A 26815-nucleotide genomic window follows, 5' to 3' on the forward strand; every position below is an offset into this window, starting at 1 on the left:
GGCAAGTTCCTTTTTACCAGTGCCATCGATTGATCCTATCGTCATCGGCGCGGACTTGAGTGAAGGTTGCGGCAGCGAGCGCTCGGCAGCGGCGGTGTCTTCCGTGTGTATCGACAAGCCGCTTGACTGGCGTGGTATTGCCCAGATTGCGAATGGCGCGAAGCTGGTTTTGTCGCCGGGGGCGCGCTCGCGGATCGACCATGCGCGCTCGCTGGTCGAGCAGATCGTCGAACGCCGGATTCGCGCGTATGGCGTGAACACCGGCGTGGGTGCGCTGTGCGACGTGGTCGTGTCGCCGTCGGAACAGCGCGCGTTGTCGCGCAATATCCTGATGAGTCACGCGGTCGGTGTGGGGGAGCCGCTGCGGGGTGAGGAGACTCGCGCGATCATCGCGGCTGCCGTGAACAACTTCGCCCACGGGCATTCCGGCGTGCGCCTCGAACTTGTGGAGCTGCTCGTCACGTTGCTCGACAGCGGGTTGACGCCCGAAGTGCCGGCATTCGGCTCGGTCGGATATCTGAGCCATATGGCGCATATTGCGCTGGTGCTCATCGGCGAAGGGTTTGTCCGCGATGACACCGGCCGTATGAGCGCCGCCGGCGCGTTGCAACGGCTGGCGCACGAACCGCTCGTGCTTGAGGCGAAGGAGGGCTTGAGCGTGGTCAACGGCACGCCTTGTGTGACCGGGCTTGCCTCGCTGGCGCTGGCGCGCACTGAGCGGCTGCTCGAGTGGGCCGACACCATTTCGGCGATGTCTTTTGAGAACCTGCGTGGTCAAGCGGCGGCCTTCGATGCCGATTCGCTTGCGCTGCGCATATCGCCGGGATTGTCTTTGGTAGGCGCCCACCTGCGGGCGCTTCTTGCTGACAGCGGCATTATCGCGGCGTCGTTCGGACGCAAGACGCAGGACCCCTTGAGCTTGCGGACGATTCCCCACGTGCACGGCGCGGCGCGCGACGTGTTCGCGACGACGGCGGAAGTGGTGAATCGCGAACTGGCTTCGGTCACCGATAACCCGGTCGTCGCCGGCACGCTCGCTTCGCCGCGGGTATTTTCGCAGGCGCATGCGGTGGGCGCGTCGATTGGCCTGGCGATGGATAGCCTGAGTACCGCGGTGGCCGAGGTCGCCGCGATGGCTGAGCGCCGCATCGACCGGCTGGTGAATCCGCTGGTGAGCGGCTTGCCCGCTTTTCTCGCCGATGGCGGCGGCACGTGTTCCGGTTTCATGATCGCGCAATACACGGCGGCTTCATTGGTCGCGCACAACCGGCGCCTTGCGATGCCTGCGAGTCTGGATGGGGGGATTACTTCCGGCTTGCAGGAGGATCACCTGTGTCACGCGACGCCGGCTGCATTGAAGGCTTTGGAAATCATCGCGAATGCCGAGCGCATATTGGCTATCGAGCTGCTGGCGGCGACTCAGGCGTATGACCTGCAACCCGCTGACTTGTCGCGTGCGCCTGAAACCGACGCAATTTATCGAAGCGTCCGTGCGGTTATTTCGCGATACCGGGACGACCGGCCATTGGCGGGCGATATCGCCGCAGCCTGGGCGTTCGTCCACGAGGCAAACCCCGAGTTTTAATTATCAGGGGCCTTGTATAGACAGACCGCGCACGCTCCGTTGCCGCCGATTCTGCCGTTTTTACGCGGGATCGGCGTTGGCCGCGCGGTTTATGCCGGGCTGTCAGCGTCGTTCAAGTAAACCCCTAGCCGAATCCATCTGCCCACCGCTTGCGCTCTGATTTGTTTTAATTCAGACTTGTATATACAACTCGCCGACCAAGCTCCATTGCTGGCTGAAACGCCCCGAGGAATTGGTTGCAAGATACCGAATGTTCACCATCCCGTCCGAGGAGTGCTTTGATGAAAAACCACAACCCGCGTCCCCTGCGCGCACCGCGCGGCACCGAGCTTACGTGCAAGAGCTGGCTCACCGAAGCGCCGTATCGGATGCTGCTGAACAACCTCGATCCGGAGGTCGCCGAAAACCCCGACAAGCTGGTGGTCTATGGCGGTATAGGCCGCGCTGCCCGCAACTGGGAATGTCTCGACAAAATCCTCGAAACGCTGCAACGCCTGGAAGGCGATGAGTCGCTGCTGGTTCAGTCCGGCAAACCGGTTGGCGTGTTCAAGACGCATGCCGACGCACCGCGCGTGTTGATCGCGAACTCCAACCTCGTGCCGAAATGGGCGACGTGGGAACACTTCAACGAACTCGACCGCAAGGGTCTCTTCATGTACGGCCAGATGACGGCCGGAAGCTGGATCTACATCGGCAGCCAGGGAATCGTTCAGGGAACGTACGAAACCTTCGTCGAAGCCGCGCGGCAGCACTTTAACGGCGACTGGAAGGGCCGCTGGATCCTGACCGCGGGGCTGGGAGGTATGGGCGGCGCGCAGCCGCTGGCGGCGACGCTGGCGGGAGCGGTATCGCTGAATATCGAGTGCGACCAGACGCGTATCGATTTCCGTCTGCGCACGCGCTACGTCGATAAACAAGCGAAGGACATCGATCACGCGCTTGAACTGGTCAAGCAGCACACGGCCGCTGGCGACGCTGTGTCGATCGCGCTGCTGGGCAACGCAGCCGAAGTGCTGCCGGAACTCGTGCGCCGCGCCAAGGCGGGTGGCGTCAAGCCGGATCTGGTCACCGATCAAACCTCGTCGCACGATCTGATCAACGGTTATCTGCCGGTTGGCTGGAGCCTGGAGAAGTGGCGCGCGGCGTCGCTCGACCCGTCCCAGCACGCCGAACTGAAGGCCGCCGCGCAACGTTCGTGCGCCCAACACGTGCAGGCGATGCTCGATTTCCACGCGATGGGCATTCATGCCGTCGATTACGGCAACAACCTGCGTCAGGTCGCTTTTGATGACGGCGTCAAGAACGCGTTCGATTTTCCCGGCTTCGTTCCGGCGTATATCCGCCCGCTGTTTTGCGAAGGCAAGGGTCCGTTCCGCTGGGTCGCGTTGTCAGGCGATCCGGAAGATATCTACAAGACCGACGCCAAGCTGAAAGAACTGTTCCCGCATAACGCAGGCATGAACCGCTGGCTCGATATGGCGCGCGACCGCATCGCGTTCCAGGGTCTGCCGGCGCGGATTTGCTGGCTGGGGCTGGGCGAGCGTCATGTCGCCGGTCTCGCGTTCAATGAAATGGTCAAGAGCGGCGAGCTAAAAGCGCCGATCGTGATTGGCCGGGATCATCTGGATACGGGTTCGGTTGCCAGCCCGAATCGTGAGACGGAAAGCATGAAGGACGGCACGGACGCCGTCTCGGACTGGCCGCTGCTCAACGCACTGTTGAACACAGCAGGCGGCGCGACGTGGGTCAGCTTGCATCATGGTGGCGGCGTTGGCATGGGTTACTCGCAACATGCTGGCATGGTGATCGTTGCCGATGGCACCGACGCAGCACAGAAGCGTCTCGCGCGCGTGCTGGTGAACGACTGCGCGTCGGGCGTGATGCGTCATGGCGATGCCGGTTACGAGCAAGCCATTGAATGCGCGAAGAGCTTCGGCCTCGATCTGCCGTTCATCACGACCTGATCATGGCACTGGCCTTCAGCATTATTCGCGCGGCCGATTTGAAGGCCGTGCCGTGGAAAAACGGAGGCGGTGCGACGCGCGAGATCGCCGCGTCGCCGCCAGGTGCGGCCTTCGATGCCTTCGACTGGCGCGTGAGCATCGCGGATGTATCGGAGGCGGGGGCGTTCTCGGTGTTCGAGGGCATCGACCGCGTGCTGACGCTGATCGAAGGCGCGGAGATGGTGCTTGTCGATGCAGACGGCCCGCGGCATGTTCTCGCTCGCTGGGATTCGCTCGCGTTCGCGGGTGAAACAAAGATAACGGCAGAATTGCCGCACGGTCCAACGCGCGATTTCAACCTGATGTTGAGGCGGGATCGCGTGTCGGGAAGTGTGACGGTGCGGCGTGATGCTGCAGCGTTGAGCGTGGCGCAAGGCAGCGTTGTGCTGGTCTGCGCGCTCGGCGAATTTGCGGTCAATGGCGAGCGTTTGTCTCAAGGCGATGCGCTTGTTTTTGAGGCCGGCGAACAGGCTTCTTTAAACGTCGAACCGGTTTCGGAAGGAGCGGTTCTCATCGACGCTCGTATTGTTTCGAAGGATCGCTGACATGACCAATAACAGCGTGCAGATCTGGCGCAATGCACGTCTTGCAGCGCGTGCGGATCCGGCAGATGTACTCGAAAACGCGGCGATTGTCGTGCGCGACGGGCGTATCGAATGGTTCGGCGCCGAGGCTGAATTACCGTCCGCGTTTGCCGGTGCTGTAAGCCACGATCTAAAAGGGCGGATCGTGACGCCGGGTCTCGTCGATTGCCACACGCATCTCGTCTACGCCGGAAACCGCGCAGAAGAATTCGCGATGCGGCTTGAAGGGGCGAGTTACGAAGACATCGCGAAACGCGGTGGCGGCATTGTCTCGACCGTGCGCAACACGCGGGCCGCGAGCGAGGACGAATTGTTCGCGCAGTCGCTGCGTCGGCTGGACGCGTTGCTCGCCGAAGGCGTGACCGCGCTGGAAATTAAATCGGGTTACGGGCTGGACCTTCCGACCGAACGCAAGATGCTGCGCGTCGCGCGGCGACTCGCGGCGGCGCGGCCGGTGACCATCGCCACGACGTTCCTTGGCGCGCACGCGTTGCCGCCGGAGTACGCCGGCCGCGCCGATGACTACATCGCCCATGTCTGCAACGAGATGCTGCCGACGCTCGCGGCAGAAGGCCTGGTCGATGCCGTCGATGTGTTCTGCGAGCGCATTGCGTTCACGCTTGAGCAAGCGGAGCGCGTGTTTGACGCGGCATCGAAACTGAATCTGCCCGTGAAAATGCACGCCGAGCAGTTGTCGCTGATGGGCGGCGCGGCGCTCGCGGCGAAGCATCACGCGTTATCCGCCGATCACCTCGAATTCCTCGACGAAGCCGGCGCAATCGCGATGCGCGAAGCCGGCACCGTCGCCGTGCTGTTGCCGGGCGCGTTCTATTTCATCCGCGAAAAACAGTTGCCGCCGATCGAGCTTTTGCGTCGTCACGGCGTGCCGATAGCGCTCGCCACCGACAGTAATCCGGGCACATCGCCGAGTACGTCGCTGCTGCTGATGCTCAACATGGGCTGCACGTTGTTCCGTTTATCGGTGGCGGAAGTGCTCGCGGGCGTGACGCGTCACGGCGCAAAAGCGCTCGGTCACGCCGATGTGAACGGTGAGATCACCGTTGGCGCGAAGGCGGATTTTGTTGCGTGGGATATCGAAACGCTGGCGGAATTGGCGTACTGGACCGGCCTTGATCGTTGCGCGCTGGTCGTGCGCCACGGGGCGGTGACCGTGGATAAACGAAAATAAGCGGAATTAAGTAGGATTCCACATGAATCGAAATAGCTTGTTTGCCGAACACGCGCGTTTGCAGGACGGATGGCATCGCGACGTGCTGCTGCAATGGGACGATCACGGTACCTTGGTCGCCGTTACGCCGGACAGCACGCAACCGGCGGGCGTGGATAAAGCCAAAGGTCCGGTGCTCGCCGGCATGCCGAATCTTCACTCGCATGCGTTCCAGCGCGCGATGGCGGGGCTCACCGAATATCGCGCGAATCCTGCCGACAGCTTCTGGAGCTGGCGCGACCTGATGTACCGGTTTGCCGCGCGCATTTCCCCGGACAGCATTGGCGACATTGCGCGCTGGCTTTATATCGAAATGCTGAAGGCGGGCTACACGTCGGTCTGCGAGTTTCACTACGTGCATCACGCGCCAGACGGCAAACCGTACGCGAATCCTGCTGAAATGGCCGCTCGCGTGGTCGATGCCGCAGCACAAACCGGCATCGGCATGACGATGTTGCCCGTGCTTTATCAATACAGCGGTTTTGGCGAGCGCGAGCCCACGCCCGGTCAGGCGCGGTTTATCCACACGCCGGAAAGCCTGCTCGATGCCCTCGTTTCATTGCGCTCGGCGCAGCCCGAAAACGGCAACCTGCGATACGGCGTCGCGCCACATTCGCTGCGTGCTGTATCGAAGGAATCGCTGGGCCGTTTGCTCAGCGGACTCGACAGCGCTTTTCCAGGCGCGCCGGTGCACATTCACGTAGCCGAGCAGACGGCTGAAGTGGATGCCTGTCTCGAGACGCTGAAGGCGCGGCCCGTACGCTGGCTGCTCGATAACTTCGACGTGAACGAAAGCTGGTGCCTTGTGCACGCCACGCACGTCGACGAAAACGAAGTCCGCGCAATGGCCGTAAGCGGTGCCGTCGCGGGACTTTGCCTGACAACCGAAGCCAATCTCGGCGATGGCATTTTCCCCACGCATGCGTACCTGAACGACGGTGGGCGGTTTGGGCTCGGCTCGGACAGCCACATCGCCGTCGACTGGCGCTCGGAATTGCGCTTGCTTGAATACGGACAACGGTTGACGCGACGCGAGCGCAACGTGCTGGCATCGAACGAACAGGCGCACGTTGCCGATCGTCTCTTCGACGCCGCAGGCCGAGGCGGCGCCAGCGCCACCGGCCGTGCGGTCGGCGCGCTGGAAGCGGGGCGCCGGGCGGATTTCATCGTGCTCGATCCCGATCATCCGGCGATTGCCGGGCATGCGCCGGACGCGTGGTTATCGGGCGTGGTGTTTTGCGAACACGGCGAGACGCCGGTGCTGGATGTGAGCGTTGGCGGGAAGCGCGTGGTGGAGGCGCGGCGGCATCGCGATGAAGGAGAGGCGTTCGGGCAGTATCGAAACACGCTGGCCGGATTGCTCAAATAAAGGACACGCCTGTGACGGATCAAGTTTTTACGTTGAAGCGCGGCACTGCGCCGCTGCTGATTTCGATTCCCCATGCCGGCACCCAGATTCCCGCCGACATAGCCGCGTCCATGACGCCGATCGCCCGCGAAGTCGATGACACCGACTGGCATCTGGAACGTCTCTACGCGTTCGCGGTGGAGATGGGCGCGTCGATCCTCGTGCCCGCGAATTCGCGTTATGTGATTGACTTGAACCGTCCGCCGGACGGCGCGAATCTTTATCCAGGACGCGATACGACCGGCCTGTGTCCCGTCGATACTTTCAACTGCGAACCGTTGTATCTCGCGGGCGCCGCGCCTTCGGATGCGCAGATCGCCAACCGTCGCGAGAAGTATTGGCGGCCGTATCACGATGCGCTGACCGAAGAGTTGGCGCGTTTGAAAGCGGCGCATGGCAAAGCGTTGCTGTGGGAAGCGCATTCCATTCGCTCACACGTGCCGCGTTTCTTCGACGGCAAGCTTACTGACTTCAACTTCGGCACGGCGGCCGGGGAAAGCGCGGTTGCGGGTCTCGCGGAAAAGCTCGAAGCGATGGTAGTCGGGCAGGGCGCTTACACGGCTGTGGCTAACGGGCGCTTCAAGGGCGGTTACATCACGCGGCACTACGGAGCGCCGCAGGACGGCATTCACGCGGTGCAGCTGGAGTTGTCGCAGGTGACTTATATGGAAGAGACACGGCCGTACGCCTATGACGAAGCCCGCGCAGCACGGGTCGCGCCGTTGATGCGGGATCTGGTGCAGTGCGCGCTGGATGCGGTGCGTTCGGCGTAACCAGGCGCGGTTCAAATTTCCCGCTGCCGATTGCTCCAAGGCAGAAACGAAAAAGCCATTCCAATTCGTGTTGGAATGGCTTTTTCGCTTTTAGCTAATGGGCTGTTGCTGCATACCTGCTATCGCAGTGCAATCCGCGGTTCCCTTCGTTCAAATTCCCCTGCGTCTCACAGACGGCGGCGTCAATACAGTCGGCAGCGCCTTCGGCAACGTCTCCGGCCAGTCGCGGCTGAAGTGCAAACCGCGGCTCTCGCGCCGTGAGCATGCGCTTTCCACAATCAGCGAAGCGACATCAACAAGGTTCCGCAATTCAAGCAGGTCACGGTTCACCTTGAAGTTCGCGTAGTACTCGTGGATCTCGTCACGCAGCAGCGCTATCCGATGCTGGGCGCGTGCAAGCCGTTTATCGGTACGCACAATGCCCACGTAATTCCACATCAGCCGCCGCAACTCGTCCCAGTTGTGCGCGACCACGACTTCCTCGTCCGGATCGGAGACGCGGCTTTCATCCCAGGCGGGCAGGGGGGCATGGCCGCTCGCCGCGAAGCCGTCCTCTTCCATGGCTTGCGCCGCCGCGCGCCCGACCACCAGGCATTCGAGCAGCGAGTTGCTTGCCAGCCGGTTCGCACCGTGAAGCCCCGTGCACGAGGTCTCACCCACGGCATAAAGGCCGGCGCGATCGGTGCGGCCGGCCAGATCGGTCACCACGCCTCCGCACGTGTAATGCGCGGCCGGCACCACGGGAATAGGCTGTTTTGTGATATCGATACCGAACTCGCGGCAGCGCGCAAGGATGGTGGGGAAGTGCTCCTGAAGGAACGCTTCCGGCTGATGGCTGATGTCGAGATACACGCAGTCAATACCTCGCTTCTTGATCTCGAAGTCGATCGCCCGGGCGACGATATCGCGCGGCGCGAGTTCAGCGCGTTCGTCGTGGGCGGGCATGAACCGCGTGCCGTCGGGCAGGCGCAGGATGCCGCCTTCGCCGCGTACGGCTTCCGAAATCAGGAAGGACTTCGCGTACGGATGGAACAGGCAAGTCGGATGGAACTGGATGAACTCCATGTTCGATACCCGGCAGCCCGCGCGCCACGCCATCGCAATACCATCGCCGGTCGCGGTATCCGGATTCGTGGTGTACAGATACACCTTGCCTGCGCCCCCGGTCGCGAGCACGGTATGCGGCGCCTCGATGGTGACGGTACGTCCGCTCGCAAGATCGAGCGCATAAAGTCCATGACAGCGATGCCCGGGCAACCCGAGCCGCTCGGACGTGATCAGGTCGATGGCGTGATGATCTTCCAGGACCGTGATGTTCGGATGATTGCGCACGCGCTCGTTGAGCGTGGTGACCACGGCGTGACCGGTTGCATCGGCTGCATGAATGATTCGCCGATGACTATGACCGCCTTCACGCGTCAGATGAAAGCCGAGTTCGGCGGACAGATCCTTCGTGAACGGCACGCCTTCGCTGATCAGCCATTCGATGGCCGCCCGCCCGTTTTCCACGATGAATCGGGTAGCGGCCTCATCGCACAAGCCACCACCGGCGATCAACGTGTCGCGAACGTGGTTGTCGATACTGTCGGCTGAGTCGAGCACGGCCGCGATACCGCCCTGGGCCCAGTCGCTGGCGCCTTCGCTTACGCTGCGCTTGGCGAGGATGGCCACGCGCCGGGTGTCCGCCAGATTCAGCGCCACGCTCAGGCCCGCTAGCCCGCTGCCGATAATTGCCACGTCGAAATTCATCCCGCCCTGTCTCCGTCAATTTTATCCGCTGCGACTTTCGGGATTCACGCCGGTGGCATGTAGAAAGCCTGGTCGGTAAGGATAACGCGTGCCACGCTACGCGGCCACTTGGCCGTTCGGCCAGTAGGGCGAACAGAGCGCACGAGTTCGGCCGGACAGGAAGGATGCCGGCACCAAAGCAAAAAGCCTCGCGTGAGCGAGGCTTTTTGTGATGCTGCAGCGAAAGAGACCGGATCTTATTTGATCTTGGTTTCTTTGTATTCAACGTGCTTGCGGACAACGGGATCAAACTTCTTGATCGCCATCTTTTCCGGCATGTTGCGCTTGTTCTTCGTGGTCGTGTAGAAGTGACCCGTTCCTGCGGTCGATTCCAGCTTGATCTTGTCGCGTGCGCCCTTGGCCATGTTCCTGCTCCTTAGACTTCGCCACGTGCGCGCAAATCTGCGAGCACGGAGTCGATGCCGTTTTTGTCGATCAGACGAAGGCCGGCGTTCGAGAGACGCAGACGAACCCAGCGGTTTTCGCTTTCAACGAAGAAGCGGCGATTTTGCAGATTGGGCAGGAAACGACGCTTGGTGCGGTTGTTCGCATGGGAAACGTTGTTGCCGCTCATCGGCCCCTTCCCGGTTACTTGGCATACACGTGCCATGAGAGCACTCCTAATACGCTTTAATTCTGAGTTCGAACGCCAGATACATTTGGGACCGCTTCGGGCTACCGAGAGGTTTGCCCGAAATGATGACCGCGTACGCTCGGAACAGGTTGGTTGAAAGAAGCAAACCGAGATTCTAACCGCAAAAAACCAGCAAAATCAACTCTTTTTGGTACCGGACGAGGTATCCGCCCATCTGGTCCGGGGCAGGTTTCGTGCGGTTTTCCGCCCGCAATGCCTCATTCAGGCTTGGTTTTGCCGCCTTTTGCGGCCAGCGGGCTATTAAATCAGTGAAATCAGCGTTCGGCTGTCACTTCGGCTGCAACTCATGCCGGAATCCATCCCTGTCGCGAAAACGAGAAAACCTCGTTCGAGGTCACCACCAGATGATCCAGCAGCCGGACGTCGATCAGCGCGAGCGAGTCCTGCAGCACGCGCGTCAGCCTGCGGTCGTTTGCGCTCGGCTCGACGCCGCCGGAGGGGTGATTATGCGCGACGATCAGGCTGGCCGCATTTAATGTGAGCGCCCGCCGCACGATTTCGCGAGGATAAACGGCAACACGAGAGATCGACCCCTTCGCCGACTCGTCCACGGTGATCAGGCAATGTCTGATGTCGAGAAAAAGGGTGACGAACACTTCGTTGGGCCGCGTGCCGATCAGCCACTTCAAATAGTCTTCCACTGCCTGCGGGGCGTCCAGCAAGGGCCTGTCGCGGGTTTTTTCCGCGAGCGAACGCTGGCACAGCTCCGAGACAGCAAGCAGCAGCGCCGCCTTCGCCGGGCCGATGCCGCCGAACCTGCGTAATTCCGTCGCAGTCGTGCTCAGCACGCCTCTAATTGATTCGAACCGGACCAGGAGGTCGCGCGCCACGTCAACGGACGTCATGCCGGGGCGGCCCGTATTCAGGAACAATGCCAGCAACTCAGCGTCCGATAACGTCTGAGCGCCCAGTTTTAACAGGCGTTCGCGCGGACGATCGCGCGCAGGCCAGTCGAGCATGCGCATGACGGCAGGCGCGATATGTGCGGGAGGCTCCGCGGCGAGCAGGTCGGCGGCAGAATAGGGCGCGTTGTTTTGCACCAGCTCGAGCCGGGCGTTCATGTCACGCTCCTGCCCGCGTGCAATCGCGGAAAGAACGTCAGAACCAAGGTTGAAATCGAGATTGAAAATAGCGTCGGAAGCGGCGACTGGCCGGCCGGTCGGCTATCACGCCGGAGCATTGCTCGGACCGAGGCGGGGCTGTCGTACTGTGGCTTACAATGCAGGTTTGGCACTTCCCCGAGCGCCCGTTCAGCGGTTTGCCCAACGGATGCTTCAACTCCTGCGGCGCGGTGCCCGGGTGCCGGCCAAGCTTTCGCCACGACTGCGTCCCGTTTGGACGCCCGGCCTTTTATCGGACGGCGGGACCGGCTGAGAAGGTAATTACGGCTTTTACGGCTACCACGATCAAACATGAGCATCATTGATATTTCCGAGGTGAAACCCGGTTCGCATGTCACGCTTCATTACCGGCTTGCGCTTGAGGATGGAGCGGACATTGTCAGCACGTTTGCCGACAAGCCCGCCACGCTGTTATTAGGCGCCGGTCATCTTGCGCCGCCGCTCGAAGACATTCTGCTGGGTCTGAAGGTGGGCCACCACTCGACCTTTCGGCTGATGCCTGGCCAGGGGTTCGGTCCGCGCAATCCGGAAATGCTGCAATGGGTGTCGTTAGCCACGTTGCGTGAGAACGCGATGATCGGTGAGAATTTTTCTCCCGGCGACCTCGTCGAATTCAATGCGCCGGGCGGTGGCCGTTACGCGGGCGTCCTCAAGGAGGTTGGCGAGACCTCCGCGCTGTTCGATTTCAATCATCCGCTTGCCGGCCAGGCGCTGGCGTTCGAAGTGAAAATCATCGGAATTCTGTAGCCATGAGCTCCACTGACACCCTTCTCGATGTCGAAATTCTTCTGGCCCAGCCGCGCGGCTTTTGCGCCGGCGTCGATCGCGCAATCGAAATCGTGGAGCGGGCCATCGCGTTGTTTGGCGCGCCTATTTATGTACGCCACGAGATCGTGCACAACGCCTATGTCGTCGAGGATCTGCGCAAGAAAGGCGCAGTCTTCATCGAAGATCTGGCGGATGCACCTGAAGGCAGCACGCTGATTTTCAGCGCGCACGGCGTGTCGAAAGCGGTGCGTTCGGAAGCGGAAACCCGCGGCTTGCGCGTGTTCGACGCTACCTGCCCGCTGGTGACCAAGGTGCACATGGAAGTCGCGAAGATGCGCCAGGAAGGCTTCGATATCGTGATGATCGGCCACAAGGGACACCCCGAAGTGGAAGGTACGATGGGACAGAGCGGTGAGGGCATGCATCTGGTGGAGGATATCGAGGACGTGGAAGCGCTCACGCTTGCCGATCCCGACCGGATTGCGTACGTGACGCAAACCACGCTGTCAGTGGATGACGCCTCCGCGATCATCGGTGCATTGAAGTTGAAATACCCGTCGGTAAAAGAGCCGAAGAAGCAGGATATTTGCTACGCCACGCAGAATCGTCAGGACGCGGTGAAGTTTCTCGCGCCTCAATGCGATGTGGTGATCGTGGTCGGCAGCCCGAACAGCTCGAATTCAAGCCGGCTGCGTGAAGTCGCTGAAAAGCGCGGAATCCCCGCCTATATGGTGGATTCCCCCACGCAAATCGACCCGAAATGGGTGGAAGGCAAAAAGCGCATCGGCGTGACGGCGGGCGCGTCGGCGCCCGAAGTGCTGGCGCAAGCCGTGATCGCGCGGTTGCGGGAGCTGGGAGTGCGAAACGTGCGCCCGCTGGAAGGGATCGAGGAGACGGTTTCGTTTCCGCTGCCGCGTGGATTGACGCTGCCGGGGTGACGCGCCATCCGCGAAGCGTCGTCCTTCGTTCCTGAATTAGAGGCGAAAGTCGAAATTGTATTGAGAGGCCGCTCCAACCCGTGTTGGCGCGGCTTTTTATTTCTGCGCTTCGAAAATGTCGCGCCCAAACGTCGCACCCGCGAGCACACCGCCAGGGTCGCTACGAGAACGCCCGGATTGACCGGCTGATTTTGCACTCGCACCATGAAAGTGCGTTTTCGCGAATTCGCATGGCCGCCAAAGCAATGCAACGCATTGGTGTTTACCCACGATGCCAGTCAATGGTGCAACTTGCGCACCGAGGCGGGGCGCAACCGGGTTGCTCCAAGACCTCCGCCAGAGGCCAAAGAGAGGGTTGCAATGGAGGAAAACCCCTGTCGCTGAACAATATTGCACGTCTCAAAAACCGAGTTACAATGCGCGCGTTCCAAGCCGGATGGGCTGGAAACATCAGCTTCTCAGGGCGCCGGAGACCAATTGAATGCGAATTAAGTTTGGCTTTGTCGTGACCATTGCGGCTGCAGTTGCGATGGCAACGGCGTGCAGCAAAAAGAGTGACAACGAGCAGGCTGCGGGGGCGTCGGCGGTGCCGGAAGCCTCGGCGAGTGTGGGGGGAAGTGCGACGGCCGTGCCGGCATCAGCGGCATCGGTGGCTGCGGCCTCCGCGCCCGTACCGGCCAGCACCGCGACTATCGTCAGGATCGGGCACGTCGCGCCGCTTAGCGGACCGCTGGCCCATCTTGGGCAGGACAACGAAAACGGCGCAAGGCTGGCCATCGAGGAAATCAGTGCTCAGGGACTGACTATCGACGGTCACGCGATTCATCTCGAACTGGACACGCAGGACGACGCAGCCGATCCCAAGAAGGGCATTGCAGCGGCGCAGCAACTGGTGGCTGACCACGTGGTGGCGGTGGTCGGACATTTGAATTCGGGCGTGTCGATTCCGGCATCGAAGATCTACAGCGACGCGGATGTGGCGCAGATCTCGGGTGCGACGACCAACCCCGCGTTCACGCAGCAAGGGTACAAAACAACGTTCCGTGTGGTGCCGACGGACGCGCGCCAGGGGCCAGTGCTGGCGACTTATGCGCTCAAGACCCTGCACGCGCGAAAAATCGTGGTCGTCGATGACGCCACGCTCTACGGCCGGGGTCTCGCGAACGAGTTTGCCAAGGCTGTGGTCGCAGGCGGCGGCCGCATTACGGGTCACGAGGTGACGAGCGAAAAAGCGCGCGATTTCAAGGCGATCTTGAACAAGATCAAGCACGTCCAGCCCGACGCGGTGATGTTCGGCGGCATGGACGTGACCGGTGGACCGTTTGCCAAACAGGCTGCGGCGATGGGCATCAAGGCGAAGATTCTTGGCGGTGACGGCATGTGTTCCGCCGACATGGCCACGCTCGCGGCCAACGCAGCGCCGAACGTGGTGTGCTCGGAACTTGGCGTGGACGTGTCGAAGCTGGACAAGGGCGGGGATTTCGCGCAGCGCTATGAAGCCCGTTTCCATCTGCCGGTCCAGAGCTACGCACCGTTCACCTATGACGCCGTATATGTGATTGTCGACGCCATGAAGCGGGCCAATTCGATTGAAGCGCCAAAGGTGCTTGCCGCGATTGCATCGACGGATTTCAATGGGCTGACAGGGCACATTGCATTCGATGACAAAGGTGATTTGAAAGGCGGCGGCGCAATTACGCTAATCGATTTCAAGGATAACAAGAAGAACGTCATTGACGTCATCACGCCGTAACCGTGTGTTGCGGCGCCGCGCGGCGAATGCACACCTGGTTGAGCAACCCCTCGATTCGTAGTCACTTTCAGACGTTTTAGAGTTTTTTTTCAAGTACGCGCGGTGCGGTTGCGTTTTTTTCTTCCCTTCGGTTTATCGGCCAGCGATAAAGCGTAAATCTAGTCGCACGGGCTAAGGAGCCTTCAATGGATATCTTCATCCAGCAGATTATCAACGGGCTGGTGCTTGGCAGCGTCTACGCCATCATCGCGTTGGGTTACACGATGGTGTACGGGATTCTCGGCATCATCAACTTCGCTCACGGGGACGTGCTGATGGTCGGCGCCATGGTCGCGCTGTCCGCCATCGGCGTCATGCAGAACCACTTCCCGGGCATGCCGTTAGCGTTGGTGCTGGTCATCGCGCTACTGGTTGCCGCGGTCGTCTGCGCGCTGGTCGGCTACACCATCGAACGCGTGGCTTACCGGCCCTTGCGTCGGGCGCCGCGTCTTGCGCCGCTGATTACGGCTATCGGCGTATCGATTCTTCTCCAGACGCTGGCCATGATGATCTGGGGCCGCAATCCGCTGGCCTTCCCGCAACTGCTGCCGACCGATCCGATCAACGTGATTACGGCCACCGCCGATCGTCCGGGCGCCGTCATTTCGATGACGGAAATCGTGATTATCGTGGTGGCGTTCCTCGTGATGGGCGGCTTGCTGCTGCTCGTGCACAAGACGAAACTCGGCCGCGCGATGCGCGCCATTGCCGAGAATCCGGGCGTCGCGAGCCTGATGGGGGTCAACCCTAATTTCGTGATCTCCGCGACCTTCATGATCGGCTCCGCGCTTGCTGCGCTCGCCGGTGTGATGATCGCCTCCGAATACGGCAACGCGCACTTCTACATGGGCTTCATCCCTGGGTTGAAGGCATTCACGGCGGCGGTGCTGGGGGGGATCGGCAACCTGGGCGGCGCGATGGTGGGCGGCGTGCTGCTCGGCCTGATCGAACAACTGGGTGCCGGGTATATCGGCAATTTGACGGGCGGTGTGTTCGGCAGTAACTACCAGGACGTGTTCGCGTTCATCGTGCTGATCGTTGTACTGGTGTTCCGTCCGTCCGGCCTGCTCGGCGAACGTGTCGCAGATCGCGCTTAAACAGGGAGACCAAGCATGACTTCAATTCAACCGATCGAGCCGTCGACCACGCTCATCCCTGAAAGAAAAACGGCGAAGAATTACGCCGTCACGGTGCTGGTTACCGCGCTCGTGATCCTCGCGCCCATGTTGATCGGCGCGGCCGGCGGCAATTACTGGGTCCGCGTGCTCGACTTCGCGATGCTGTACGTGATGTTGGCACTTGGCCTGAACGTGGTGGTGGGTTTTGCCGGCCTGCTGGACTTGGGCTACATCGCGTTTTACGCGGTGGGCGCATACGTGGCTGCATTGCTGTCCTCGCCGCAACTCACCACTCAGTTCGAGTGGATCGCGCACCTGTTCCCCAATGGCCTGCATACGCCGTTCTGGATCATCGTGCCGTGCGCGATGGCGCTGGCGGCCACCTTCGGCGTGCTGCTCGGTGCACCGACGCTGCGTCTGCGCGGCGATTACCTCGCTATCGTGACGTTGGGCTTCGGGGAAATCGTCCGGATCTTCATGAACAACCTGGATCGTCCGATCAACATCACGAACGGGCCGAAGGGGATTACGGGCGTTGATCCGGTGTCGCTGTTCGGCTTCGATTTATCGAAGTCCCATTCGTTGTTCGGGTTCAACTTCCCCTCGGTTTACAACTATTACTACCTGTTCGTGCTGTGTTCGCTGTTCGTGATCTTCGTGTGCGTACGCTTGCAGCATTCGCGTATTGGCCGCGCGTGGGCCGCGATCCGCGAAGACGAAATCGCCGCCAAGGCGATGGGCATCAACACCCGTAACGTGAAGCTGCTGGCCTTCGCGATGGGCGCGTCATTCGGCGGTTTGTCGGGCGCGATGTTCGGTACGTTCCAGGGATTCGTCTCGCCGGAATCGTTCACGTTCTGGGAATCCATCGTGGTGCTGGCCTGCGTGGTGCTGGGCGGCATGGGCCACATTCCAGGCGTGATCCTGGGCGCGGTGCTGCTCGCCGTGTTCCCCGAATTCCTGCGCTCGACTATGGGTCCGCTGCAGAACTTCATCTTCGGTCATCAGATCGTGGACACCGAAGTCATCCGCCAGTTGCTCTACGGTCTCGCGATGGTGCTGATCATGCTGTATCGCTCGGAAGGCCTGTGGCCGTCTCCGAAACACGAAGACAAGATCGCGAAGATTGCGAAGCGCGCTGGCAAGAAGCCGGTGCGTGCCTAAGCCCCGAGCAGCGGAGAAAAAACAATGAGCGAAAAACCCATTCGACTGTCCGTGAAGGGCGTGAACAAGCGCTTCGGCGGCTTGCAGGCACTGGCTGAAGTTGGCCTGGAAATCAGGGAAGGCGAAATCTACGGCCTGATCGGCCCGAACGGCGCAGGCAAGACCACGTTCTTCAACGTGATCACGGGCTTGTACACACCGGATTCGGGTTCGTTCGTGCTCGATGGCACGCCTTACACGCCGACCGCCGTGCATCAGGTGGCGAAGGCAGGCATTGCGCGTACCTTCCAGAACATTCGTCTGTTCGGCGGCATGACGGCGCTCGAGAACGTGATGGTCGGACGCCACGTGCGAACGAAGCACGGCCTGATCGGCGCGGTATTGCAGACGCCGTCGGAGCGTCGCGAAGAGAAGGAAATCAAGGAGCGCGCGCTGGAGTTGCTGGAGTATGTGGGCGTGTTGCAATACGCGGATTACACGTCGCGCAACCTGTCGTACGGGCACCAGCGCCGGCTGGAAATTGCGCGCGCGCTTGCCACCGATCCGAAGCTGCTCGCACTCGATGAACCCGCCGCCGGCATGAACGCGACGGAGAAGGTGGAACTTACGCGCCTGCTCGACAAGATTCGCAGCGACGGCCGCACGATCCTCTTGATCGAACACGATGTGAAACTGGTGATGGGATTGTGCAACCGGATGACGGTGCTCGATTACGGCAAGGTGATCGCCGAGGGTCTGCCGCAGGACGTGCAGAAGGACCCGAAGGTGATCGAGGCTTATCTCGGGGCAGGGGTTCACTGATGGCTACGATGAATGGCGCGAACGGCGCAATGTTGAAGATCAAGGGCCTGCAGGTCAGCTACGGTGGTATTCACGCCGTCAAGGGCGTGGACCTGGAAGTCGGCCAGGGCGAACTCGTGACGCTGATCGGCGCGAACGGCGCGGGCAAGACGACCACGATGAAAGCCATCACGGGTCTGAAGGCGTATTCGGCTGGCGATATCGAATACATGGGCCAGTCGATCAAGGGCGTGCCGTCGCATGAATTGCTCAAGCGCGGCCTCGCGATGGTGCCGGAAGGACGGGGCATTTTCGCGCGCATGTCGATTCTTGAAAACATGCAGATGGGCGCGTACTTGCGTAACGACAAGGACGAAATCGACAAGGACACCGACCGCATGTTCGGCTTCTTTCCGCGGCTGAAAGAGCGGGCGTCGCAGTATGCGGGCACGTTGTCGGGCGGTGAACAGCAGATGCTGGCCATGGCGCGTGCGCTGTTGTCGCGGCCGAAGCTGTTGCTCCTCGACGAACCGTCGATGGGTCTCTCGCCGATCATGGTCGAGAAGATCTTCGAGGTGGTGCGTGAGATTTCGGGCGAAGGGCTGACAGTGTTGCTGGTCGAGCAGAACGCGCGGCTGGCGTTGCAGGCGGCGAATCGTGGGTACGTGATGGATTCGGGTCTGGTCACCATGTCGGGTGACGCGAAGACCATGCTGGATGATCCGAAGGTCCGGGCTGCTTACTTGGGTGAATGAGTCGGCATTGTTGAATGAAGAAGCCGCATGCCTTTGAAGAAGGGCATGCGGCTTTTTTAATGCGCGATCAAAAGTTCAAAGCCGCTTACCGAGGCTGATCACTTCATCCCTCTGATAACCGAGCTTCGCGTAAAACGCCTGGGTTTCAGGCTTGTTCGCCATGATCTGCAAATTCAGCTTCGGACATCCGATGGCGGCAAGCGCGCGTTCCGCATGTTCAACCAGCGCACGGGCATAACCATTACCGCGTTGATCCTCGGCGACCGCGAGCGAATACATCCATCCGCGATGCCCGTCGTAACCCGCCATCACCGTGCCGATCAGACGCTCTTCCAGCATGCCGACGAAGAAGAACTCCGGCTGCATGGCGAGCTTGTTTCGAATCGATAAACGCGGATCACGCTGCGGTTTGCCAGGCGTGGCGTATTCGGGAAACGCTTGTGCCCAGAGCGCGAGCACGGCCTGCGTGTCGCGCTCATCGAAGACCCGGATAATCAAAGCGCGTCCAGCACGGAGCGCAGCATCGACATCATCTGGTCGATCTCGTCCTTCGTCACGTTCAGCGCCGGCATGAAGCGCAGCAGGTTCGGCCGCGCTGCGTTCAGAAGCAAACCATCCGGTCCCATGTCGCGCGCCATTTCGACGATCTTCGGACCGTTGTCGTTATTGAGCAGCAACGCGCGCAGCAAACCTTCGCCGCGTTCGCCGTTAAAACCGCGTTCTTCCGAAAGCTGCAACAACTGCGCCTTCAGATACTCGCCGCGTTCCCGCACGCCTTCGAGAAAACCCGGCGCCGTCAGTTGCGAAATCACCGAAAAACCCGCCGCCGTCATCAGCGGATTGCCGTTGTACGTGCCGCCCTGGTCACCGGGTTCGAAGCACGCCACTTCCTTGGTCGAAAGCAGCGCGGCCAGCGGCACGCCGCCGCCAATGCCCTTGCCGAGCGTCATGATGTCCGGCTCCACGCCCGAAAATTCATACGCGAACAAGGTGCCGGCGCGACCGCAACCGCTTTGCACTTCATCGACGATCAACAGCAACCCATGCTTCTCCGTCAGCGCGCGCAAAGCCTGCATGAACTCGCGGGTGGCCGGGATCACGCCGCCTTCGCCCTGGATAGGTTCGAGCATCACGCCGACGGTTTTATCGGTGATGAGCTTTTCCACCGATGCGATGTCGTTCAGATCGGCCTTCGGAAAACCCGGCACCTGCGGTGCATAGAGGGTGTCCCAGCCCGGCTTGCCGCTGGCCGACATGGTTGCCAAAGTCCGGCCGTGGAAGCTGTGATCGAACGTGATGATCTCGTACGCGCCGCCCTTGAACTTCTTGCCCCACTTGCGCGCAAGCTTGATCGCGCCTTCGTTGGCTTCGGCGCCGCTGTTGGCGAAGAACACTTTGTCGAAGCAGCTGTTGGCGGTCAGCAAGGCGGCGAGCTGGGCCATCGGCGCGTTGTAGAAAGCCGGCGACGGGTTGATCAGCGTGCGAGCCTGTTTGTCCATGGCTTCGATCATGCCGTCGTTGCAATGACCCAGACTATTCACCGCCCATCCCTGGATGAAGTCGAGGTATCGTTTCTCGTTGTTGTCGTAGAGCCAGGAACCCTTGCCGTGGGTGAACACGATCTCAGGACGGTTCGTGATAAACATCAGCGATTCGACGGGGTACTCTTGGAAATTCATGACGGCGGGCTCCACGAAAACAGCAAGTAAAAAAAGTGGCGAGATAAAAAACCGAACTAAGAATGCAAAAAGCCACGGAATTCCGTGGCTTCATGGTGGCGAAGTGTGCGCTGGTTCGAAAACTCAAGCGCCAATCCGTGACGAGCCAGCGGCATCCCTAGGGGAGCGGCGAGCGGCGACGTCGAAGAGTGGCGTAAATCTTGAGCATTCGCGAAGAATACGTTACGAAGTTCCTGCGTGTAAACCATGTCGGCCCGATTTTTTGTCGAGCCGCCACACTCGCAGGCTTTGGTGCGCCTAAACCGGATTGGCCAGATCCGCCGCGCTGGTGAACGAATCGGCGTAGAACTCGTCCTCCGGCAAGCGGTGATGACTCGTGAAATCGCGTTGCGCCGATTCCACCATCACCGGCGCGCCGCACGCGTACACCTGATAGCCGCTCAAGTCTGGCAGATCTTCGATGACAGCACGATGAACAAAGCCCGTACGTCCGGTCCACGCATCGCTTTCATCGGGTTCCGAGAGCACCGGCACGAACGAGAAGTTCGGTACATCTTTCGCCCACTGCTCGGCCATGTCCATCATGTACAGGTCCTGCTTGCGGCGGCCGCCCCAATAGAGGGTCATGGGCCGGTTCAGGTTCTTGAACACAGCATGTTCAATGATTGCCTTGATTGGCGCGAAGCCCGTGCCGGAAGCGAGCAGCACGATGGGCTTCTCTGAATCTTCACGCAGGAAGAACGTGCCGAGCGGGCCTTCGAAGCGCAGAATGTCGCGCTCTTTCATGGTGCCGAACACGTGGTCCGTGAAGGTGCCGCCAGGCATGTGGCGAACGTGCAACTCGATCGGGCCTTCGTGGTGCGGCGGGCTCGCCATCGAATAGCTGCGGCGCTTGCCGTCCTTCAAAATGAATTCGATGTACTGGCCAGCCAGGTATTGCAGCCGTTCGTTGGCCGGCAATTGCAGCTTCAGTTCAATGACGTCGGCTGCCTTGCGTTCCAGCGCGTTCACCCGGCAAGGCAGCTTCTTGACCTGAATGTCGCCTACACCTGCCACTTCGCGTATGTCGATCGTCAGGTCGCCCTTGGGCGTCGCGCAGCACAGCAGGGCCATGCCGCGGGTTTTCTCGTCGTTGGACAACGCCGACGACGAATGCGGCGCCTGCTCGACTTCGCCGGACACAACCGTGCCCTTGCATGAACCACAGGCTCCGTTCTTGCAGCCGTAGGGAAGTCCTATGCCCTGACGCAGGGCGGCGAGCAGCACCGCTTCGTCGGGTTCTACCTGAAACTGCCGGCCGCTTTGCCGGAGCGTTACGTTGAAAGCCATAGATCCTGGATGAGTTGGATGAGACAAATGCAAAAGCTGTCGCGGCTACAATCGACAGCATGATAGCCACTCGAAAACTACGCCGCGCGCGCGTGCTGATTGCCGGTTGCGGCGATGTCGGCCTGCGTTGCGTGCCGCTTCTCGCCCACCGTGCTGCCGCGCCTCGCGTGATCGCACTTTCAAGTCAACCCGCGCGCGTAGCCGAATTGCGCGCCGCAGGCACAACACCGTTGATTGCTAACCTTGACGAGCGCCGCAGCCTGCGACGGCTGGCCGGTCTTGCATCCACGGTGCTGCATCTCGCGCCACCGCAGAAAACCGGCGACGACGACAGCAGGACCCGCGCGCTGATTGCCGCGTTGATTGCGCCGCGACGCTCCGTTGCGCGCGAGGCGACCCGCGCCGTGGCCCGTCAGCGGGCATGGCGCGGATGGTTTCGTGCGACCTTCAAAAGCGCTATGCCTGCGACCGTCAGAATGGGCGGCAACGCGCACGCCAAAGCCATAAAAAGAGCGTCTATTGTACCCGACCGGGTTTCGGGCGCCGCCGCGCGCCGGGCGCGGATCCGCCTGATTTACGCGAGCACGTCGGGGGTTTACGGCGATTGTGGCGGGGCGTGTATCGATGAGACGCGCCCGGTCAGGCCGGACAACGCACGCGCGAAACGACGTGTATCGGCGGAAACGCAATTGCGGGGCGCTACGCGGCGCGGCGTGCTGAGTGCATCGATTGTGCGGATTCCCGGGATCTACGCCGGCAACCGTCTGCCGCTGGCACGACTGCACAAGAGGACGCCGGCGCTTGCGCCGGCCGATGATGTCTACACCAACCATATCCACGCCGACGATCTCGCCGCCATTCTCGTACTCGCGATCCGGCGAGCGCGGCCGCAGCGCGTGGTGCATGCATCGGACGACAGCGACTTGCGCATGGGGGATTATTTCGACCTGGTTGCCGATGCGTTCGGCTTGCCGCGCGTTCCCCGTGTTTCGCGCGAGCAGGCGGAGGCGCAACTCGAGCCGATGATGCTCTCGTTCATGCGCGAATCGCGACGTCTGCAGAACACCCGGCTGCGAGACGAAATGCGTTACGCGCTGCGTTATCCGAGCATCGGCGACTTCTTGCGCCAGGCGATCGTTCATCCGGCCGTTACATCAGTACCGGCAGCGTCTCCAGCAGGATGAAGCACAGCAAGGCCCCGATCAGCGCACCAATCAGGTTGGGTTGATAGCGATGGTGCCGATGCATTGTCACCAGCAATCCGACGATAAACAACACGCTGACGGCAACGAACGCAATCATTGCAATGGTCGTGTGAGCGGCCATGGTGGCCCTCCTGCTTCTTTTAATGGTCGTGTAAGCAGTATAGATTTTCGTCGTAAGAAAGCCATGCTGCAGTGCGGCGTCAGCGTATTGTGTTAACACCTATGGAATTGCCACGGCGAGCGTAATGCTGCGGTTATTGCGAATCGATGAACGCCGATATATCCGCGAGCACGGTGGAGCGTCCACGCAACGGCAACGCCAGCGCTGAAACAATCCGGATATGACCGAAGCCGTCGTAATGTTTGACCTCCACCGAGTCGCCATGTTTGCGCAGCATGGCCGCCAGACGGTCGGTATTGCCAGGATCGACGACGGTGTCGTCCGTGCCGGCTGCAAGGAACATGGGCGGCTCGTGGCCGGTGACGAAATTGATCGGCTGGCTCTCGGCGCGCGTGCTTTCTGGAAATACGTCGAATAGCGTGGGATCCGTGAGCGGCAGGAAATCGTAAGGTCCAGCCAGGCCGATCACCCCGCGCAAGTCGGCTTTCGACATCGATTGCGAAGCGAGATAACGCGGATCGGTCGCGATCAGCGCAGCCAGATGAGCGCCTGCTGAGTGGCCCATGACGAACAGCCGCGACGGATCGCCGCCGAATTCATGCGCGTGGTCGCGGGTCCAGCGCGCGGCCGCCGCCGCATCATCGACAAAACCAGGAAACGCCGTTTCCGGATACGTACGGTAGTCAGGCAGCACGGCCACGTAGCCGCGCGAGGTCAACGCCTGCGCGACAAACAGATAATTGCCGCGATTGCCGGTCTGCCAGCTTCCGCCGTAGAAAAAGACGACAACCGGGCGCGGCACGCTAGTCGGCGCGGCGGCGGGTACGTAGACATCGAGTACCTGGCGCGGATCGTTTCCGTACGCGATATCTGACGTTTTCCTGTAACCACTCGACGGGATCGCGGCGTTCAAAAGTTTGACGGGACTGCAGGCGGCGAGCGCCGCGCCGAGGCTGGCAAGACCCAATGTCACGATGCGGCGTTTTTGTTGTGTGGGCATAAATGTCGAAAAGCAGGGGGATGCCACCTTCTACGCTCGAAGCGCCCGGATGGATGCAGCGCGTTGGGCTGCTCTGATGGAGACGTTAAACCCGCCGTGATCGTGACTTCGCGCGCTGTCGCGCGAATATGCCACACGAAGCGCGTCAGGAATGCATCAGCAATGCCTGAGCATGGCGAGGTCTGCATCGTCCAGCCAGCGCCATTGACCCTCGGCCAGCTCATCGGGCAGAGCAAACCCGCCAATACGCTCCCGATGCAATTTCTCCACGCGGTTCCCCGCCGCCGCAACCATCCGCTTCACCTGGTGATACTTGCCTTCGAGCACCGAAAGCTCGAGCTGTCGCTCGTCGCGCTGTTCGGCGCTGACTGCTGCAACGGGTTGCGATTCGCCATGCAGCAAGACGCCATTGCGCAACGCCAAGAGTTGAGCATCGTCCAGTGGATGGCGCGTGGTCGCCAGATACACCTTCGGTACCTTGCGTTTCGGCGATGTGAACGCATGCACGAACGCGCCGTCATCGGAGAGGAGCAGAAGGCCGGTCGTGTCCTGATCCAGACGTCCCACGCATTGCACGCCGCGCTCGGTCAACCGTGGCGGCAATAGGTGAAAGACGCTCAGGTGGTGCTGCGGATCACGTGAGCACTCGTAGCCCGGCGGCTTGTTCAGTACCAGATACGCTTTCTCCCGATATCGCCATGTCGCGCCATCGACTTGAAACTCGAATGACGCGAGCGTGTCGGACGCAATGTCGATCGTGGCATTGGCGGCATTGCTACAGGACGAGCCCGCGATGGACACGCGGCCATCGGCTATCAGCGCGCGGCATTGGCGGCGCGAGCCGAAACCCTGCGTGAAAAGAATGCGTTCGAGATCCATCAGGGTGGTTCTTGGCTCAGGCAGAAAGAAGGGACGGACATTCTAGCAACCCGCGTGCTTCGATCCCTTGCGGCGGCCGCCGAGCAACACCGGGATTTAGGTGAGCACATCATGAACGAGGGCCCTGTTGAATGCATTGCATACCGGCGCATCGACCCTCAGCCTCTATCGTCGGCCATCCGTAAAGCAGGCGATTAAGGTTTTTTCATAGTTGATCCCCTGCGTGACGTTTATGCTTTTCGCTTTGAGCCGTTTTGACCCGTTCCACGCGTATGACGAAAGGATGCTGACAATCCGGCACCCGATCGAGCACTCCGATCCCTCTTTTCACCCAAGGAGCAGGACATGGCAAGAAACACGGTTGCGGAATTTTTGGCCAGGACGCTGGCGGCAGCAGGCGTCGAACGTATCTGGGGCGTAACTGGTGACAGCCTGAACGGGCTCGCCTACAGCCTCGAGCAGCTCGGCTCCATTCGATGGATGCACACCCGCCACGAGGAAGTGGCCGCGTTTGCGGCAGGTGCCGACGCCGCATCCACTGGCAAGCTTGCCGTGTGCGCCGGCAGTTGCGGCCCGGGTAACCTGCACCTGATCAATGGCTTGTATGACTGCCACCGCAACCAGCAGCCGGTGCTGGCGATTGCCGCGCATATTCCGTCGACCGAGATCGGGCTTGGCTACTTTCAGGAGACGCATCCCACCGCGCTGTTCAAGGAATGCAGCCATTACGTTGAACTGGTGTCGAGCGCCGCGCAGTTTCCCCGCGTGCTCGCACGCGCGATGCGCACGGCGATCGAAGAGCGCGGCGTCGCGGTGATCGTGTTACCCGGCGATGTTGCGTTGAGCGACGCGCCGACGGAAAAGCCCGGCTGGTCCGCCACGGGACCGTCGACCATCCTCCCGTCGGACATCGATATCGACCGGCTCGCGGCCATGCTGAACGACTCGGAAGCGGTGACGCTGATGTGCGGCAGCGGCACCGCGGGCGCGCACGACGAAGTGGTTGCGCTCGCGGACGTGCTGGGCGCACCGGTCGTCCACGCCATGCGCGGCAAGCAGTTCATTGAATGGGACAACCCGTACGACGTCGGCATGACGGGGCTGATCGGTTTCAGCTCCGGCTATCACGCGATGATGTCGTGCGACACGCTGCTGCTGCTCGGCTGCGATTTCCCCTACCGGCCGTTCTATCCCGCCGACGCCAAGATCATCCAGATCGACTGGCGCGGCTCGAAGCTCGGCTCGCGCGCGCCGCTCGCGCTTGGGCTGGTCGGCACGGTCAAGGAGACCATCGCGGCGGTCCTGCCGAAGCTCACGCGCAAGTCTGACCGCAAGTTCATCGATACCGCCCGCAAGCACTATGCAACGGCGCGAAAGGGACTCGATGAACTCGCCACGCCGTCAGGCCCGGGTAACGCGATTCATCCGCAATACCTGACGAAGCTGATTAACGAAGCCGCCTCGGAAGACGCCATTTTTACCGTCGATGTCGGCACGCCGACCGTCTGGGCCGCGCGTTACCTCACGATGAACGGCAAACGCCAGCTTCACGGCTCGTTCAACCACGGCTCCATGGCAAACGCGATGCCGCAGGCGCTCGGCGCCCAAGGCGCGAATCCGGGGCGCCAGGTGATCTCGCTCTCGGGCGATGGCGGTTTATCGATGCTGCTCGGCGACTTGCTCAGCGCCCGCCAACTCGACCTGCCGATCAAAGTGGTGGTTTATAACAACAGTCTGCTCGGCTTCGTTTCCATGGAGCTCAAGGCCGCCGGTTACCTCGATACCAACGTCGATCTGGCCAAAACGGACTTCGCCGCCATCGCTCAGGGTGCGGGCATTTTCAGCATCCGGGTAGAGGAGTCCGAGGACATCGCAGAGGCTCTGCAAAAGGCTTTCGCTTATCCCGGGCCGGCGCTCGTGGATGTGGTGACATCAAAGCATGAGCTGGCGATGCCGCCCAAAGTGGAATTGGCGCAGGCCAAAGGCTTCAGCCTTTATATGTTGCGCGCGATCCTGAATGGTCGCGGCGACGAAATCGTGGAGCTAGCCAAGACCAATTTCCGATAGGAATATTCTGAATTCGTTGAATTTCTTTACATTTCGAACAACAATGCGATGCTGCAATCGATTCAACACTCCAGG

25 protein-coding genes are annotated in these 26815 nt (G+C 61.1%); 15 read left to right on the top strand and 10 right to left on the bottom strand.

Annotation, left to right across the window (positions count from 1 at the left end; translation table 11 throughout):
- The first annotated feature begins 94 nt into the window (after window positions 1–94).
- The 6 genes from hutH (at window position 95) to hutG (ending at window position 7581) form a co-directional block, all read left to right on the top strand.
- The gene (gene hutH / locus HB376_RS05095; protein WP_213762636.1) at window positions 95–1585 is read left to right on the top strand and encodes an aromatic amino acid lyase; all 1491 of its coding nucleotides are present in this window, start codon (window positions 95–97) and stop codon (window positions 1583–1585) included.
- 281 nt (window positions 1586–1866) lie between these two features.
- Entirely contained in the window at window positions 1867–3549 is a 1683-nt protein-coding gene (gene hutU, locus HB376_RS05100; RefSeq protein ID WP_213762356.1) for a urocanate hydratase, read from the top strand.
- A gap of 2 nt (window positions 3550–3551) precedes the next feature.
- Window positions 3552–4133 (top strand): HutD family protein, encoded by a 582-nt coding sequence (locus HB376_RS05105; RefSeq protein ID WP_213762357.1) that lies wholly within the window; start codon window positions 3552–3554, stop codon window positions 4131–4133.
- 1 nt (window position 4134) lies between these two features.
- Window positions 4135–5361: an imidazolonepropionase gene (gene hutI, locus HB376_RS05110; protein ID WP_213762358.1), complete on the top strand. Its 1227-nt coding sequence runs from the start codon at window positions 4135–4137 to the stop codon at window positions 5359–5361.
- A gap of 22 nt (window positions 5362–5383) precedes the next feature.
- Window positions 5384–6769, top strand: a complete 1386-nt coding sequence (locus HB376_RS05115) for a formimidoylglutamate deiminase (RefSeq protein ID WP_213762359.1) — start codon at window positions 5384–5386, stop codon at window positions 6767–6769.
- 11 nt (window positions 6770–6780) lie between these two features.
- The gene (gene hutG / locus HB376_RS05120) at window positions 6781–7581 is read left to right on the top strand and encodes an N-formylglutamate deformylase (RefSeq protein ID WP_213762360.1); all 801 of its coding nucleotides are present in this window, start codon (window positions 6781–6783) and stop codon (window positions 7579–7581) included.
- A 150-nt stretch (window positions 7582–7731) separates the two neighbouring features.
- Here hutG and nadB read toward each other — a convergent pair whose 3' ends face one another.
- The 4 genes from nadB to radC form a co-directional block, all read right to left on the bottom strand.
- Window positions 7732–9330 carry an L-aspartate oxidase gene (gene nadB / locus HB376_RS05125; RefSeq protein ID WP_213762361.1) on the bottom strand — a complete coding sequence of 533 codons (1599 nt, stop codon included), beginning with the start codon at window positions 9328–9330 and terminating at the stop codon, window positions 7732–7734.
- A gap of 236 nt (window positions 9331–9566) precedes the next feature.
- Window positions 9567–9734: a 50S ribosomal protein L33 gene (gene rpmG, locus HB376_RS05130; protein WP_006478046.1), complete on the bottom strand. Its 168-nt coding sequence runs from the start codon at window positions 9732–9734 to the stop codon at window positions 9567–9569.
- 11 nt (window positions 9735–9745) lie between these two features.
- Window positions 9746–9979 carry a 50S ribosomal protein L28 gene (rpmB, locus tag HB376_RS05135; RefSeq protein WP_031359861.1) on the bottom strand — a complete coding sequence of 78 codons (234 nt, stop codon included), beginning with the start codon at window positions 9977–9979 and terminating at the stop codon, window positions 9746–9748.
- 329 nt (window positions 9980–10308) lie between these two features.
- Window positions 10309–10989, bottom strand: coding sequence for a DNA repair protein RadC (gene radC, locus HB376_RS05140; RefSeq protein ID WP_158936826.1), 681 nt, complete (start codon window positions 10987–10989; stop codon window positions 10309–10311).
- A gap of 447 nt (window positions 10990–11436) precedes the next feature.
- Here radC and HB376_RS05145 point away from each other — a divergent pair, with 447 nt between their 5' ends.
- The 7 genes from HB376_RS05145 (at window position 11437) to HB376_RS05175 (ending at window position 18460) form a co-directional block, all read left to right on the top strand.
- A complete protein-coding gene (locus tag HB376_RS05145; RefSeq protein ID WP_213762363.1) occupies window positions 11437–11892 on the top strand; it encodes a peptidylprolyl isomerase in 456 nt (151 codons plus the stop codon).
- Window positions 11893–11894: 2 nt separating this feature from the next.
- Window positions 11895–12851, top strand: coding sequence for a 4-hydroxy-3-methylbut-2-enyl diphosphate reductase (gene ispH, locus HB376_RS05150; protein WP_089163464.1), 957 nt, complete (start codon window positions 11895–11897; stop codon window positions 12849–12851).
- 481 nt (window positions 12852–13332) lie between these two features.
- Window positions 13333–14604, top strand: a complete 1272-nt coding sequence (locus HB376_RS05155) for a branched-chain amino acid ABC transporter substrate-binding protein (RefSeq protein WP_213762364.1) — start codon at window positions 13333–13335, stop codon at window positions 14602–14604.
- Window positions 14605–14789: 185 nt separating this feature from the next.
- Window positions 14790–15740: a branched-chain amino acid ABC transporter permease gene (locus HB376_RS05160; RefSeq protein WP_213762365.1), complete on the top strand. Its 951-nt coding sequence runs from the start codon at window positions 14790–14792 to the stop codon at window positions 15738–15740.
- Window positions 15741–15755: 15 nt separating this feature from the next.
- A complete protein-coding gene (locus HB376_RS05165) occupies window positions 15756–16925 on the top strand; it encodes an ABC transporter ATP-binding protein (protein WP_213762366.1) in 1170 nt (389 codons plus the stop codon).
- Between the two features lie 24 nt (window positions 16926–16949).
- Window positions 16950–17726, top strand: a complete 777-nt coding sequence (locus HB376_RS05170) for an ABC transporter ATP-binding protein (protein WP_213762367.1) — start codon at window positions 16950–16952, stop codon at window positions 17724–17726.
- A 29-nt stretch (window positions 17727–17755) separates the two neighbouring features.
- On the top strand, window positions 17756–18460 hold the full coding sequence (locus HB376_RS05175; RefSeq protein ID WP_089163536.1) for an ABC transporter ATP-binding protein: 705 nt from the start codon (window positions 17756–17758) through the stop codon (window positions 18458–18460).
- 75 nt (window positions 18461–18535) lie between these two features.
- On the opposite strand, the gene HB376_RS05180 is transcribed toward HB376_RS05175, so the two are convergent.
- From HB376_RS05180 to HB376_RS05190, 3 genes are all read right to left on the bottom strand, one after another.
- Window positions 18536–18958: a GNAT family acetyltransferase gene (locus tag HB376_RS05180; protein WP_213762368.1), complete on the bottom strand. Its 423-nt coding sequence runs from the start codon at window positions 18956–18958 to the stop codon at window positions 18536–18538.
- Window positions 18955–20139 carry an acetylornithine transaminase gene (locus HB376_RS05185; protein ID WP_213762369.1) on the bottom strand — a complete coding sequence of 395 codons (1185 nt, stop codon included), beginning with the start codon at window positions 20137–20139 and terminating at the stop codon, window positions 18955–18957. The genes HB376_RS05180 and HB376_RS05185 overlap by 4 nt, the downstream gene beginning before the upstream one ends.
- A gap of 297 nt (window positions 20140–20436) precedes the next feature.
- Window positions 20437–21468, bottom strand: coding sequence for a CDP-6-deoxy-delta-3,4-glucoseen reductase (locus HB376_RS05190; RefSeq protein WP_213762370.1), 1032 nt, complete (start codon window positions 21466–21468; stop codon window positions 20437–20439).
- Window positions 21469–21527: 59 nt separating this feature from the next.
- Between HB376_RS05190 and HB376_RS05195 the strand changes: the two genes are divergently transcribed.
- Entirely contained in the window at window positions 21528–22652 is a 1125-nt protein-coding gene (locus HB376_RS05195) for an NAD-dependent epimerase/dehydratase family protein (protein ID WP_213762371.1), read from the top strand.
- On the opposite strand, the gene HB376_RS05200 is transcribed toward HB376_RS05195, so the two are convergent.
- The 3 genes from HB376_RS05200 to HB376_RS05210 form a co-directional block, all read right to left on the bottom strand.
- On the bottom strand, window positions 22618–22794 hold the full coding sequence (locus tag HB376_RS05200) for a hypothetical protein (protein WP_213762372.1): 177 nt from the start codon (window positions 22792–22794) through the stop codon (window positions 22618–22620). The genes HB376_RS05195 and HB376_RS05200 overlap by 35 nt on opposite strands.
- Window positions 22795–22927: 133 nt before the next feature.
- Window positions 22928–23794 (bottom strand): alpha/beta hydrolase, encoded by an 867-nt coding sequence (locus HB376_RS05205; protein WP_213762373.1) that lies wholly within the window; start codon window positions 23792–23794, stop codon window positions 22928–22930.
- 156 nt (window positions 23795–23950) lie between these two features.
- Window positions 23951–24673, bottom strand: a complete 723-nt coding sequence (locus HB376_RS05210) for a 16S rRNA pseudouridine(516) synthase (protein WP_213762374.1) — start codon at window positions 24671–24673, stop codon at window positions 23951–23953.
- 345 nt (window positions 24674–25018) lie between these two features.
- Between HB376_RS05210 and poxB the strand changes: the two genes are divergently transcribed.
- Window positions 25019–26740 carry a ubiquinone-dependent pyruvate dehydrogenase gene (poxB, locus tag HB376_RS05215; RefSeq protein ID WP_213762375.1) on the top strand — a complete coding sequence of 574 codons (1722 nt, stop codon included), beginning with the start codon at window positions 25019–25021 and terminating at the stop codon, window positions 26738–26740.
- The last annotated feature ends 75 nt before the right edge of the window (window positions 26741–26815 follow it).

Origin of the sequence: Caballeronia sp. dw_19 (assembly GCF_018449515.1) — a bacterium.
GTDB lineage: Bacteria > Pseudomonadota > Gammaproteobacteria > Burkholderiales > Burkholderiaceae > Caballeronia.